At 37.1% G+C, this 13,812-nt stretch carries 10 protein-coding genes, 1 riboswitch and 1 other annotated feature; of the genes, 2 read left to right on the top strand and 8 right to left on the bottom strand.

Translation table 11 applies throughout. The annotated features are described in order from the left end of the window. From FG390_RS07785 to leuS, 4 genes are all read right to left on the bottom strand, one after another. Window positions 1-875 (bottom strand): nuclease/transposase family protein (locus FG390_RS07785; RefSeq protein WP_484421952.1); only part of this gene is annotated, 875 nt, incomplete at its 3' end. Window positions 876-894: 19 nt separating this feature from the next. Next, complete coding sequence (gene tnpA, locus FG390_RS07780) at window positions 895-1,296, bottom strand: IS200/IS605 family transposase (protein WP_141190463.1); 402 nt, start codon at window positions 1,294-1,296, stop codon at window positions 895-897. 362 nt (window positions 1,297-1,658) lie between these two features. After that, window positions 1,659-4,493 carry a sigma-54-dependent transcriptional regulator gene (locus tag FG390_RS07775; RefSeq protein ID WP_141190462.1) on the bottom strand — a complete coding sequence of 945 codons (2,835 nt, stop codon included), beginning with the start codon at window positions 4,491-4,493 and terminating at the stop codon, window positions 1,659-1,661. A 451-nt stretch (window positions 4,494-4,944) separates the two neighbouring features. After that, a complete protein-coding gene (gene leuS / locus FG390_RS07770; RefSeq protein ID WP_141190461.1) occupies window positions 4,945-7,365 on the bottom strand; it encodes a leucine--tRNA ligase in 2,421 nt (806 codons plus the stop codon). Between the two features lie 148 nt (window positions 7,366-7,513). Beyond that, window positions 7,514-7,774, bottom strand: a binding site (T-box leader). A gap of 240 nt (window positions 7,775-8,014) precedes the next feature. Here leuS and mnmL point away from each other — a divergent pair. Further along, window positions 8,015-8,974, top strand: coding sequence for a tRNA modification radical SAM protein MnmL/YtqA (mnmL, locus tag FG390_RS07765; protein ID WP_141190460.1), 960 nt, complete (start codon window positions 8,015-8,017; stop codon window positions 8,972-8,974). After that, on the top strand, window positions 8,971-9,540 hold the full coding sequence (mnmM, locus tag FG390_RS07760) for a tRNA 5-(aminomethyl)-2-thiouridylate-methyltransferase MnmM (RefSeq protein WP_141190459.1): 570 nt from the start codon (window positions 8,971-8,973) through the stop codon (window positions 9,538-9,540). Before mnmL ends, mnmM begins: the two co-directional genes overlap by 4 nt. A 146-nt stretch (window positions 9,541-9,686) precedes the next feature. Here the strand turns inward: mnmM and tbcS are convergent, their stop codons facing one another. The 4 genes from tbcS to FG390_RS07740 form a co-directional block, all read right to left on the bottom strand. Further along, window positions 9,687-10,754, bottom strand: a complete 1,068-nt coding sequence (tbcS, locus tag FG390_RS07755; protein ID WP_141190458.1) for a tetraprenyl-beta-curcumene synthase — start codon at window positions 10,752-10,754, stop codon at window positions 9,687-9,689. A 188-nt stretch (window positions 10,755-10,942) separates the two neighbouring features. Beyond that, entirely contained in the window at window positions 10,943-12,151 is a 1,209-nt protein-coding gene (gene metK / locus FG390_RS07750; protein WP_141190457.1) for a methionine adenosyltransferase, read from the bottom strand. Between the two features lie 143 nt (window positions 12,152-12,294). Next, window positions 12,295-12,401, bottom strand: a riboswitch (SAM riboswitch). A 71-nt stretch (window positions 12,402-12,472) separates the two neighbouring features. After that, the gene (gene ytkD, locus FG390_RS07745; protein WP_141190456.1) at window positions 12,473-12,958 is read right to left on the bottom strand and encodes an RNA deprotection pyrophosphohydrolase; all 486 of its coding nucleotides are present in this window, start codon (window positions 12,956-12,958) and stop codon (window positions 12,473-12,475) included. Between the two features lie 227 nt (window positions 12,959-13,185). Next, window positions 13,186-13,365 carry a hypothetical protein gene (locus FG390_RS07740; RefSeq protein ID WP_141190455.1) on the bottom strand — a complete coding sequence of 60 codons (180 nt, stop codon included), beginning with the start codon at window positions 13,363-13,365 and terminating at the stop codon, window positions 13,186-13,188. Window positions 13,366-13,812 lie beyond the last annotated feature (447 nt).

Here is a 13,812-nt window from a genome sequence, read left to right as displayed (position 1 = left end):
TCACTTTGAATCCATTTCTCGCGATTTGATTTATTGATGGTGCCGTCGTCATTGTATTTGTTAGGGTTATTCGCTCTACGCTGACGATCTAATTTACGCTGTAGGATACGCTTTTTGCGTTCTTCTACGGACAAACCCTCTGCTAGCTCAAGTAGCTTCACTTCATTTTCAGAAGCAACGGCAAGCGTGGATGTGCCAATATCTAATCCAACACGAGCGTTTTCATCTTTGGAATCGTTCTGATTGCGTTTCCTTGGTGGAAAACCTTCTAATACAAATTGAACGAAGTAACGGTTTTTACCACGAATTTGCTTTTTTAAAAGTCGGCAATATTTGATTTTATCCTGAAGCGCAAGATGTGCGTATTCATCTTGATCTTTCATCATAACAGGCAGGATAATCCCCAACCATTTCATGCGTTTGTTTTCGTCAATGTAACGAAAACCAGTCTTATTTGTCTTTTCTTCTAAGGAAAAGAATTGTCCTACTGAACAAAAATGTACTTTCTTACCGTTCCCATACATGACTTTCTCCACTGCTTGAAACGCTCGTTCAGCGATATTCTGAGCCATTTGGGAACCGATATTTCGCTTAAACTTATGTCCCATTCCTTGAACGTACCTATTTAAGTCGAATTTACGAACGCCGTATTGTTCTTTCATTTGATTCAAAAGTTGATTACGTTCTTTCCCTTTCGGCATACGAACCGCTTCCCAATATCTGGGATTGCGTATCATGTATTTATATCTACGCCATGCTTCACCTAGACAGGCATTGTAGATATTTCGCCCAATGTTTAAGCGTTTTTCTAAGATGTGTTCTTGCCATGTTTCAACTTTCAAAGGCAAAGTCATCACGTATGTTGGTGTTCCCATCTAGGTTCAGCTCCTTTCGCTATTTCTTTTGTTGATGACGAATGTATTGGCGTATCTGTTGTTCTGTATTTTCACTTACGGTTGCGACAAAGTAACTAGGATTCCACAAATGACCACCCTGCAGTTTCTTTTTTAGGCTCGGAAACTCTTTAAATAATAATCTTGCAGAGACGCCTTTTAATGTTTTGATCATTGTTGGAATGGAATGTTGTGGAGTGCAATCAATAAGAAGATGAATAGGGTCGCAATCGGTATTGATTTCTAAAATGGTAAAACCATTATCTGTGGCTATTTGATGCAGCCTCTCTTTTAATCTTACATCGATATCACCCATGAGTACTTTATGGCGATATTTTACGCACCATACAATATGGTACTGAATGGAGTAAACATATCCTCTACCATGCCTAACATCTGTCAAAGTTCCCACCTCATGCTAATGATAACACATGTTAAGGAATTTCAGTATAATAAGCGCATTATATCAGTACTTTTTTGTACATATTGACTAAGCATATGTCGGATAGTTAACGTGACATAAGCCACGCCCTATCCGAAGCCGATTCATCTCATGACTAAAAGTCACGAGTGTTCTCGGCTATTTCATAAAACTGTTATAGTGCGTGTTCAAAAAGGTGACAAGTTAGAGGCAAGAAGGCTAAGAGCGGCGCTGTTTTGAGAACCGGAATGTAGATTTTTACTACATGAGGACCGGAAAAACGAGTGGGCGCTGAGATTCGTAGCTTATCATTTGGTGACTTTTTCAAGCAACCTCTTATAATACTATTTCGATGATATTCTTTCTTTCAAACTATCCGCTAATAAGTCAACAATAAATAAAAGTTCGTCGTCTCCTAATGAGACATTCACATGACGTTTAATAATTTCTGAAGCCCGTCTAACAATCTGTAATGCGCTTCTCTTTTCAGAATTAACATCAGCCGTATACCTCAGTTGATTATTCTTAACCGCTCTTTCAACAGCGAATGCCGTGTGCATGACAAGATTGATCGTTGTTGAGTTCTTAAAATGCACATGATACTCTTTTTCCAATTCATTAACGAAAAAGAGTAATGCCTGAGTCACACGACAAGGGTTCAAATAAAGAAGGAATTTTTTTAGACCATCTTCACAAACACTTTTTATAACCATATTGGAATGGTCATTCTTAATGGTTATCTGATGGTTTTTTAATGTTTGTTGAAGAACTTTTTCGCCTTTACCTTCAATAAATTGTTCAAGTGAGATAAATGGAGCGTTTAATCTTGGATTCTTGACTCCGACAGACGCTATGATGTGATATTTATCTTTTAACTGGACAACTGTTTCTTTTAAACCTACTGTTGAGACCGGAATGATTGAAATGGGACTATCAGTGATGTCTTCAATGTAAGTTTTCAGCATCTCTTTTAATTTCTTTGCCGTACCTTCACCCGTTGAGCAAATGGTTAGTATAGCTCGGTTACCAACTAATTCATCATTTGCATTTGGCTCTAGTGAAGACTCAAGGAATGGTTCACTACCATTATGGTTTTGTCTCAATGAGGCATAAATGGTCTTAAGGTCCATATCCATAAAGTTAGCTTTACGGACAGCATCAAGAACGAGAGGGGTAGATACCATATCAATGGCTTTCACTTCTACACCAGATTGTTCCATGATCCGTTCTTCAAAGTAAAAAAGGGATCCCATATCTACTAAGAGTAGAACACCTTCGCCCCGGTTTGTGTTTATTACTGCATCGACAATTTGATCTAAAATCTCATTAAACTGGATGCTTAATGGCATATCAACAGCTTGGATATTATAATCTCCTAGTAAATCTCTCGTCACATCGACCATGGATGTAGCTGTACTATTTCCATGAGTCGCAACCACGATACCTACTTTTCCTTTTTGTTTCATTTCATCTGCAGATATCAATAACAAAGTTAAATACATGACTTCTATTTGGGGAATGTTGATACTTAATGTTTCTTCAATAACCTCTTTCATTTTTAAAGCGACTTGATATTCATTCTTGTTTTCTTTAATCACCTCATGCATATCGTGAAGGGGGGTTAAATTTTTACTTTGCATATCCTTTCTTTTTAAAAAACCATCAATATGCAAGCTCATAAAATAAAGGAATTTATCACTAAATTTTCGCTTCAGCATACTTTCAGACAACGTTTTTAATTCTTCAGCCAATTGAAGGACTTTTTTATCAACTAATTTAGATAGAGCTGTTTTTTTCTCTTTCGCTACTTGACGATAAAAACTTTTGATATGAAGTTTAATGTCCGTTGTCACAAATTTATTTATTTCATCTTTACTTACTCCTTCATCCTTAAGTAGATTCGCTTTGTCCTCAATAATTCGATACATATCAAAAGGGAGTTCGTAAACATCATCTTCGATTAATTCAAGTGTTTTACCTTCAGAAATGACTGTAATAGGATCAATCCATTTTGCGATTTCTTCATTTTCCTTTCGATTTCTTGAAATAAGACTGAGACCTTCTTTCATTTCTTGAGGTAAAGTTTTGGAATTTAAATAAACAAAGGGCTCTTGGATACTTTCTAAGAAACCTTGAGCACAAACGAGCTGAATACCCGATTTTAATTGTCCAATGTTACCAAATGTCACGCTTTTAATTAACGCTTTTATCACATCTTCTTGAACTTTAATTTTTTTATTAATTCGAGAGGCTTCTTTTGCCAATAAATATTTCGTTAAATCAACTTTCTCCTTCACTAGTCGTTCATGGAATGAAGGCATGGTGATCGTTATTGGAATTCGTCGTAAGAATGTTTTTAGAAAAGAGGAAGACGGGTCTTCTGTCGTTGCTCCAATAATTAAGACGTTTGCCGATCGATTTCGTTCCGTTTCTCCTAATTTATTAAACTTCCCTGTGTCCATGAAATAAAAAATCATCTCTTGCCCTTCAGGTGGAAGGCGATGAACTTCATCTAAGAAAAGTATTCCATTATCCGCTTTTTTAACCATCCCATCTTTATCGGATGTCGCTCCCGTAAATGCGCCCTTGACATGTCCAAAGATTTGGGAGATTAATAATTGTGGATTATGATAGTAATCAGCACAGTTAAAGACGATAAAAGGCGACTTTTCATTCAGTTTACCAACATACTTTGCATAATTGTGCATCATATGAGCAAATAATGTTTTACCGGATCCTGTTGGACCTAGAATAAGCGTATGGAGACCATTAGGTGGGTAGACAATCGCCGCTTTGGCTTGGTCAATAGAACGTTTTAAACTCCCATCCGATCCTATTAACAAATTAAATGGATTTTCCACTAAGTGATTCTTTTGTTTCTCTTTCCCTTGGTAGATATCTTTCAATGATTGAATTTCAATAACGGTTCGATCAACGACATTACCAAAGAACTTTTGGACTGTTTTTCGTGGAACATAAAGCACTGGACGTATCTTTATTTTTATGATCCTGCCTTCTCTAACTAAATTATTTAGTTCAAGGCTTATATTGTTTCGCAAGATACCTAAATCGTCTGCTAAATCATTGGCTGAATAACCCCCAACATTTATGAGTTCTTCTTTAGTTAGATCCTCACATTTCTCTTCTAGCCTTTGATAGATACGTTCAATACGCTTCATTCAAATCACCTCCAATACTTCTTGTCAAAAATAAAGTGAAACTTTTATCAAAGAGCTGGCTTTCCCGCGCACGGATTTAAGTAAGAACTAACCTATCCTTCTTTGATTTTCGTAAATTCTAAAGCTGAGGTACTGCCGCCCGTTTATAAAACCCTATATGACTATATCTATCTTTCTTATTCAATTCTATAACGTTTTATTCAATTTAAAACGATTTGTCTGCTTGTTGTCTGTATTTTTTATCATATACATTTATAATGTAAGCGTTTTACTTTTATTTTAGCACGAACGTAATCAAATAGAAATGAGTGATTTGTCTAATGCCTTATTAAGAAAAAACGTGTAGCTTTTCAATCTTTAAATAGACTATTTAAAGATCTGCTACACGTTTTATTTGATTAGACGATATTAATGGATTTTATCAAAATCAACATAGCTGATTCATTCATCTTTAGTTTGCTACAATATTGACAATTTTGTTTGGTACAACGATCACTTTGCGAATCGTCTTGTCTTTCAACCATTCTTGAACAGTTGCGTCTTCAAAGGCTTGTTTTTCTAAGACATCTTTTGCTGTTCCTTTTTCAATACGCACTTTTGCTCTTACCTTACCATTAATTTGTACGACAACATCTACTTGTGTCTCTTCTAGTTTAGATGCATCAAACGTTGGCCATTCATCTTTTTGAATAGATGTTTGGTGGTCCAATATATTCCATATTTCTTCTGTCATATGTGGCGCAACAGGAGATAATAATTTCACAAAGCCTTCAATCATATCGAGCGGTAATTGATCTTGTTTATAGGCTTCATTAATAAAGATCATCATTTGTGAGATTGCGGTATTAAAGTGAAGATTTTCAAAGTCTTCGGTTACTTTTTTGATCGTTTGATGATAGACACGCTCAAAGGCCGCATCCTTAGTGACTTGATTCGATACTTTTTCGTTCACTTGAAGATCATCAGTCACAATAAGACGCCATACACGATCAAGGAAGCGTCTTGAACCGTCTAACCCTTCTTCAGACCATGCAATCGCTGCATCAAGTGGTCCCATAAACATTTCATACAAACGAAGTGTGTCCGCACCATGTGACTGAACGATATCATCCGGATTGACGACATTTCCTTTCGACTTACTCATTTTTTCGTGGTTCGAACCTAAGATCATGCCTTGGTTAAATAATTTTTGGAAAGGTTCTTTTGTTGGAACGATACCGAGATCATATAGGACTTTATGCCAAAAACGAGCGTAAAGCAAATGTAAGACGGCATGTTCCGCACCACCGATATACACATCAACAGGGAGCCATTTCTTAAGCTTTTCAGGATCGGCTAATGCCTCTTTGTTGTGTGGATCAATATAGCGTAAATAATACCAACAGCTTCCTGCCCATTGCGGCATTGTATTGGTTTCACGTCGACCTTTTAGTCCAGTCTCTGGGTCAACAACATTGACCCATTCCTCTATGTTAGCCAGCGGCGATTCTCCTGTTCCAGATGGTTTAATTTCATCTGTTTTTGGTAACATTAGCGGCAAGTCTTTTTCGTCAACTGGTTTCGATGTTCCATCTTCATAATGAATAATCGGAATCGGTTCGCCCCAATAACGTTGACGGCTAAAGAGCCAGTCACGTAAACGATATGTTATTTTTTTAGATCCCGCATCGTGTTCTTCTAGCCATTGAATCATAGCTGGAATGGCTTCGTTCTTTTTCATGCCATTTAGGAAATCTGAATTAATATGTTTTCCATCTTCAGTATACGCTTCTTTTGATAAGTCGCCGCCTTCAACGACTTCGTGGATTGGTAAGTCGAATTTTTGAGCAAATTCATAGTCTCTTTGGTCATGGCCTGGAACCGCCATAACGGCCCCTGAACCATAGGTTACTAAAACGTAATCTGCAATCCATATCGGGCATTTCTCTCCATTTACTGGATTGATCGCATAACTTCCTGTAAATGCGCCTGTTTTATCTTTATTAAGTTCAGTGCGCTCAAGGTCACTCTTTGTTGCGACTTCATTTCGATAAGCATCAATTTCAGATTTCTGATCCGCTGTGGTAATTTTATCAACCAATTTATGTTCGGGGGCTAGTACGAGAAAACTCGCTCCAAACAGTGTATCTGGACGGGTCGAGAACACGGTTATTTTTTCGTCATGACCATCGATAGAAAACGTGATATTTGCCCCTTCTGATTTTCCAATCCAGTTGCGCTGCATATCTTTAACACTTTCAGGCCAATCAAGTTCTTCAAGATCGTCAAGTAAACGATCGGCGTAAGCGGTAATTTTTAGCATCCATTGTCTCATAGGCTTACGTATAACTGGATGCCCTCCACGTTCACTCTTTCCATCAATGACCTCTTCATTGGCGAGTACGGTCCCAAGAGCTGGACACCAGTTTACTGGAACTTCATCCACATAAGCCAATCCTTTTTTATAAAGTTGAAGGAAAATCCATTGTGTCCATTTGTAGTAATCTGGGTCTGTTGTGTTAACCTCTCTATCCCAATCATAAGAAAAGCCTAAAGATTTAATTTGTCCTTTAAAGGTTTCAATGTTCTTTTTAGTAAATTCACTCGGATCATTACCCGTATCTAAAGCATATTGTTCAGCAGGAAGACCAAATGCATCCCAACCCATCGGATGTAAAACTTCAAATCCTTGCATACGTTTCATTCTCGATAAAATATCCGTTGCCGTATATCCTTCAGGATGCCCAACATGCAATCCTTTACCTGATGGATATGGGAACATATCTAACGCATAGAACTTTTTCTTATTCGATTGATCGTCTGTTTTGAACGTTTCATGTTCTTCCCAATATTTCTGCCATTTTGGTTCAATCACCTTATGATTATAGGCCATTGATAACGCCTCCCTTAATACATCCCATAATAAAATATTAAAACGAGCTATGTTAACTAAACATATTTTTTGTTTTATATTCAAATAAATTTTCCATATATCATTAACATAGTTCACAAACTAAAAAACCTCTCGCCCCAAACGTATCGTTAGGGACGAGAGGTTGACACACCATTGTATCGGTTACCCGCGGTACCACCCAAATTAGTACTAAACGTACTCACTTGTTTATGCATTAACGCAAGCTTCACGGCAGATAGTTACTCATCTTTCACTACTGCAACTCAGAGGCGAGTTCGTTCCTGTTAGTATTGACTTGCACCAACCGTCAACTCTCTTTATTAGAATCTATTTCAGAAGACTCCAAAAACTAACGTTAGTCACTAATACTCCTCGTCGATGTTTTTAAATCAATATAAATATTATTATACCCAATTATTTATTCCTATACTCATCATTGTATGTAAGTGGTTTTTATATGTCAATATCTTTTACCTATTTTAAGATATACAAAAGGAAAATGAAGAAACTTGTATTGAATCTATTTACGTAAAGACGACTATTTAATCCATGTTAGAATGAAATTACCCATTTAATTTGGTAGACTAGAAATTGTGATATTAACGGTCCTTAAGAGAGGGGTTTATTCATGAGTAGCACCATACCTCATTTTTATCCAGAAAATAAACGTTACTATTCTTGGAATACATTTTTAAAAACAAGGTTTGGTGAAAAAGTCTTTAAGATTCCACTTGACGGCGGATTCGATTGCCCCAATAGAGACGGCAAAGTCGCTTACGGAGGTTGTACTTTTTGTAGTCAAAGCGGTTCAGGTGATTTCGCTGGAGACAGACGTGACGACTTAGTCCAACAATTCCAAACCATTAAAGAGCGGATGCATCAAAAATGGAAAAAAGGCAAATACATCGGCTATTTCCAAGCCTTCTCGAACACCTATGCGCCTGTTGATATTTTAAAACAACGTTATGAAGTGATTCTAGAGCAAGATGGTGTTGTCGGTTTATCCATTGCCACTCGTCCCGATTGTCTCCCTGATGATGTGGTTGAGTATCTAAGCGAACTTAGTCAAAAAACCTATTTATGGGTAGAATTAGGCCTACAAACCGTACACGATAAAACAGGCGAACTCATCAATCGAGTGCATGATTTTGACTGTTACAAAGAAGGTGTGGCTAAACTTCGCCAACATAACATTCCAATTTGCACACATATTATCGATGGACTTCCTGGTGAGACACCTGAGATGATGCTTGAAACGGCAAAGGAAGTTGCTAAACTTGATATTCAAGGGATTAAGATCCATCTTCTTCACCTCTTAAAGAAAACAGCGCTAGTGAAACAGTACGAAAAAGGGTTATTTGATTTTTTAGATTTTAACACTTACATCCAAATTGTCTGTGATCAACTAGAGGTATTGCCACCTGAAATGACCATTCATCGTCTGACCGGTGATGGCCCTGCTGATCTATTAATTGGTCCTATGTGGAGTTTGAATAAATGGGAAGTATTAAATGCCATTGATCACGAACTTGAGAAGCGCAGCAGCTGGCAAGGAAAATACTATGAAATGAAGGCGGCGTCACGATGATTTTAAAAGGTGTCATTCAAATGGCTCATGACATTCTACTTGAGGCCATACAACAAGGGGATATCGTCATTGATGCCACCGTAGGAAATGGTCATGATACGTTATTTCTAGCTGAGGCTGTCGGAGACGAAGGGCTTGTCTATGGATTTGATATTCAAGAACAAGCCATCGAAAATACAAAAAAGAGACTCACTTCAGCAGGGAAAAATCAACAGGTCAAGCTCATTTTAGATGGTCATCATCATCTTGAGCAATATATAGACGAAAACGCAAATATCAAAGCAGCTATCTTTAACCTCGGTTATCTTCCAAAAGGAGATAAAACCATTGTTACGAAACCAGATACGACGATCAAAGCGGTCAAAGCTTTACAAAATCGCCTTGTCGTTGGAGGAGTCATTTCTCTGGTTATTTATCCTGGCCATCCAGAAGGGGCTATTGAAACAAATACCCTTTTACCCTTCTTTAAGACCTTGGATCAACACTTTTGGCGAGTTATAAAAATTGACATGTTTAATCAAGTTCATGAACCACCCTTTCTCATTGTTTTAGAAAAGCGCAAATGATTCAATCCGTTGGGAGGTTTTTATCCCAATTGTATGAAGTTTAACTAAATTGATCATTTAAAAAACCAATTAAAAAAGTTCGACCTAAGATTTATATTAGGCCGAACTTTTCCTGTTTTTGAAGTTCTACTACGTACACTAGATGTTTACATACTTGGTTTTAATCGTCGATAAAGCCAACCATTGAAGAAAAAGAACATGCCAGAAAGCCCCGCTTTTTTTATAAGACGCCGTGATAAATATCGAACATTTTTTTGCCCAGCTACTTTTTTATCTGCTAAATAGATGCTTAACAATCCGCGATTGATCATGAGATGAAAATTTTTATTGGGTAAAGTTTTAATACTGATATCAGCTTGTTCAATAAAATATTGAAAACGTTTCATCATTTCTCGATCATTGGGATAATAAAAGCAAAAATTCAAGTCTCCACCTTGCTTGTCTTCTTCCTGATCAATAAAATAATCCATTAAAATATGTAAACCCTGTACCCACGGAAAATAACCCTCTTTGATTGTCTTTGCAAGACTTTTCATTTCGCTTCCTTTGGCAGAAGCATAGGCAACCAAACAAAAAATTCCCAATGTTGATCCTGAGCAAGCGGAAAACTCGTACCACGTCATAGGTGGAACTTGATTTTTGTATTGATTAAACCATGCTTCGAGACGAGGAACACGCTCTTCTTTTGTTACGTGTTTATGCACTTGGAGATCGCAATAATATCTTGCCAATTCAAGAAGATAGAATTTGATATCATCATATCCTTTACAATTTTCAAGGTAAGATTGACAAGTTTTGACGAGTTTAAGTAAATAACCGCCATCAGTAGAAACCTTTCTTAATCGATAATAATTTTCAGGTGAAGCGCCAGGTGTCAAAGCATGAATCATGGCTTTATGTAAGGCCCTAAAGTCTTCTGGATCGAGTGAAGTGCTTCGATCACATAGATTATCTAAATAATCACTAATCGTTTGATAAGCGACAATAAATGGAATGACATCTAAGTAACGGTCCTGAGCAAGAAGACTATAAATGGCTCCACCTTCACAGTGAAAGGTTTTTGACTGGATACTAGCTAACGCCTGTTTTTGTAATTCTGGATCAGGTATTTTTAAAGCTAGTTTATGCCATTTGTTTAATTCATGATGGACACCTGGTAGTACTTTTCGATATATTTGTGCCATGAGTCCAAATGGCGTTGATGGTACTTTCATGTACTGACCTCCATAGAACCTAGTCTTCATCGAACATTATATGCCTATCTTTGAATATGTTACAGTTAACACAGCTACAACCTGTGTTATCTTTAAGTATATCAAATTTAGTCAAAGATGTTAAAAAAAGGTGTGACCTCGTTTCGTCACACCTTTTTTATTGTTTTGTTTTATGATATTCACATCATTTATTTAATTTGACATTTTTCTTTTATTAGTTCTGCCTTATCTGTGTGCTCCCATGGAAGATCAATATCAACTCGGCCAAAATGCCCGTAAGCTGCTGTTTGACGATAAATGGGTCTTCTAAGATCTAGCATTTTTATAATCCCCGCAGGACGTAAATCAAAGAGTTCACGAACAGTAGCAACTAATACGTCTTCTGGTACAACGCCCGTCTCAAATGTATCGATTGAAATCGATACGGGTTGAGCAACACCAATAGCATAGGCTAACTGTACTTCGCATTTTTCTGCTAGACCTGCTGCAACGATATTTTTAGCCACATAACGAGCCGCATAGGCCGCTGAACGGTCAACTTTCGTTGGATCTTTCCCCGAAAAAGCTCCGCCACCGTGTCTAGCATAACCACCGTACGTATCAACAATAATTTTACGCCCAGTGAGTCCTGCATCGCCTTGTGGGCCACCAATGACAAAGCGGCCTGTCGGATTAATAAAAAATTTCGTTTGGTCATCGATTAATTCACTTGGGACGATCGATTTTATGACAATTTCAATAAGATCCCTGCGAATTTGTTCTTGAGAAATTTCTGGATGATGTTGGGTTGAAATAACTATCGTATCGACTCTAGAAGGCTTTCCTTCTTCATTATATTCAACCGTTACTTGCGTTTTTCCGTCGGGACGCAAGTAATCAATTTCACCCGATTTTCTTACTTCAGATAATTTTCTAGACAATTTATGGGCTAATGATATTGGTAATGGCATTAATTCAGGTGTTTCATTAGAAGCATAACCGAACATTAAGCCTTGATCCCCTGCACCAATAGCCTCAATCTCATCATCCGTCATTTGACCTTCTCGAGACTCAAGTGCCGTGTTTACACCTTGCGCGATGTCAGGTGATTGCTCATCAATAGACGTTAAAACCGCACAAGTTGCAGCGTCAAAACCATATTTTGCTCTGTCATACCCTATCTCTTTGATGGTTTGTCTTACGATTTTTGGAATATCTACGTAGGTTGATGTGGAGATTTCTCCTGCAACGAGCACCAGTCCCGTATTCACACTTGTTTCGCATGCAACTCTTGCAACTGGATCTTTTGCAATAATTTCATCTAAGATAGCATCAGATATTTGATCACAGATTTTATCTGGGTGTCCTTCTGTGACAGATTCTGATGTGAAGAGTCGCCTGGAATATTTCTTTGCCATTCGTTCTAAGTCCTCCTTCTACATAAACTATGATGTCTATTAATAACGGTACTCGTTTCCCACTGAAAATCGTGTTAAAAAGCATGAAAAAAAGACCTCGTCCCTCTAAATTAAGGATTAGGCCGCCGGTCAGATCCACGCACCTCTTATCGTCAAGGGAATTACAATCCTTTCAGGTTAGCACCGTACACATGTCATGCCGGTTGCCGGGCTTCATCGGGCCTGTCCCTCCGCCTACTCGGGATAAGAGCAGCCGTATTAGAATTAGAATATCGTAGTCGTGAATGCCTGTCAATAACTATAAAGAATAAGTTATCTTTGTTACGAAGATAAATAGAGTTTTTTAATTCTTTTAAGGCAATAAGTGAGAACATCATCTCTCATCATAAAACTATAATGACTTAATTTCTTAATATGTTGGGGAATATTTTCAATAAAATATGGGCCTTCAGTCTCTAGATAGTCCATTTTTAACCGAATATCTGATATGGTAGCAAAATATACATTCTTCACTATCGTACCATTTTTACCTTCAACTTTATATTGGCCAATATAATGGATATCTAACACTTTTGCCCCAGTTTCTTCATCTACTTCTCTAATCGCTGCCATTTCGGGAGTTTCACCGTCTTCTACTTTACCACCAGGAAACTCTAAACCACGTCTTGGATGCTGGGTTAAAAGCCACTGTGTATGGAACTTGCAAATCACCCAAACATGCTTTGGTTCGGAAGAAAAGGGATGATCTTCAAATGACAAAGTAACTCTGTTTTGATAATAATCATCAAAGGTAATCGATTGATTCATTGTTTGTAACTCCATCCCTATCTATAAGTGCAATTCAAAAAGATTTTGAGGGTCTAATAGCTAAACTTTATAATTTTTTTATATTGTTTAGCCTAAGAATGTCAGATATAAATCATATAGAAAAAAACTAATGTCTGTATCTTTTTGGTTAAAATTTATTCTATCATTCAGTATAAAAAATTACGTTCACTTTGTCCAATCAATCCAAAAAGAGTATCAGTGGTCTTTTAGTGGAATTGATCTTCGGAATAGCGTTCTTGATAACGCTTCCATTCTTCTTCAAGCTCAGATAATGTTAGGCCTAATAAATCAGATTCAGATTCTTCTGCATTAGCTTTTATCAAATCAACAAGTTCCGCTTTTCTCTTCTCAACGGCAGCTCTCAATATATTATTTGGGCGCTCCATTAGGCGTCCTCCTTTTTTTATAACTTACAAACTGTCATTTCATCTATTTTCATTGTTACCAATCACGTCATTTATTAAACTATTTAAGAAATTTGGTTTTAAAATTTTTCAAAAAGGGAATTCAACTTATAACCCTAATCCCAACACTAATTCATCGTTTATTCTGCGTTTTATAACGCAGATTTTTTTTACTTTAAGAAAGTAATAATAATTACGGTATAAGTTATAGTGAACTTGCATAATCTTCTTCGATTAAGCAACGAGTTGTCTCGGAAGGCGAAGTCGTAGTGACACATTATAGGCCTCTGTTCTAGCGCCTTTAAGGCTGGCCAATCGGCAAGTTTTCTTTAGTTTTTAGATACAAAGTATACGAATAAAAACAGGAATTGATACAATTTCATAAAAGTTGATACCAAAAAAGAAAGCGCATACATTTCACAACAACAA

The organism is Terrilactibacillus laevilacticus (assembly GCF_006517395.1).
GTDB classification, from domain to species: Bacteria; Bacillota; Bacilli; order Bacillales; family Sporolactobacillaceae; genus Terrilactibacillus; species Terrilactibacillus laevilacticus.
The sequence above is the reverse complement of the archived record's forward strand: the minus strand, read 5'-3'. Positions and strand labels throughout refer to the sequence as shown.

What these genes read in the sequence shown, in the direction of transcription:
- FG390_RS07775 (WP_141190462.1), bottom strand. Translation starts at nt 4,493, where the DNA reads ATGAAGCGTATTGAACGTATCTATCAAAGGCTAGAAGAGAAATGTGAG.
- leuS (WP_141190461.1), bottom strand. Translation starts at nt 7,365, where the DNA reads ATGGCCTATAATCATAAGGTGATTGAACCAAAATGGCAGAAATATTGG.
- mnmL (WP_141190460.1), top strand. Translation starts at nt 8,015, where the DNA reads ATGAGTAGCACCATACCTCATTTTTATCCAGAAAATAAACGTTACTAT.
- mnmM (WP_141190459.1), top strand. Translation starts at nt 8,971, where the DNA reads ATGATTTTAAAAGGTGTCATTCAAATGGCTCATGACATTCTACTTGAG.
- tbcS (WP_141190458.1), bottom strand. Translation starts at nt 10,754, where the DNA reads ATGAAAGTACCATCAACGCCATTTGGACTCATGGCACAAATATATCGA.
- metK (WP_141190457.1), bottom strand. Translation starts at nt 12,151, where the DNA reads ATGGCAAAGAAATATTCCAGGCGACTCTTCACATCAGAATCTGTCACA.
- ytkD (WP_141190456.1), bottom strand. Translation starts at nt 12,958, where the DNA reads ATGAATCAATCGATTACCTTTGATGATTATTATCAAAACAGAGTTACT.
- FG390_RS07740 (WP_141190455.1), bottom strand. Translation starts at nt 13,365, where the DNA reads ATGGAGCGCCCAAATAATATATTGAGAGCTGCCGTTGAGAAGAGAAAA.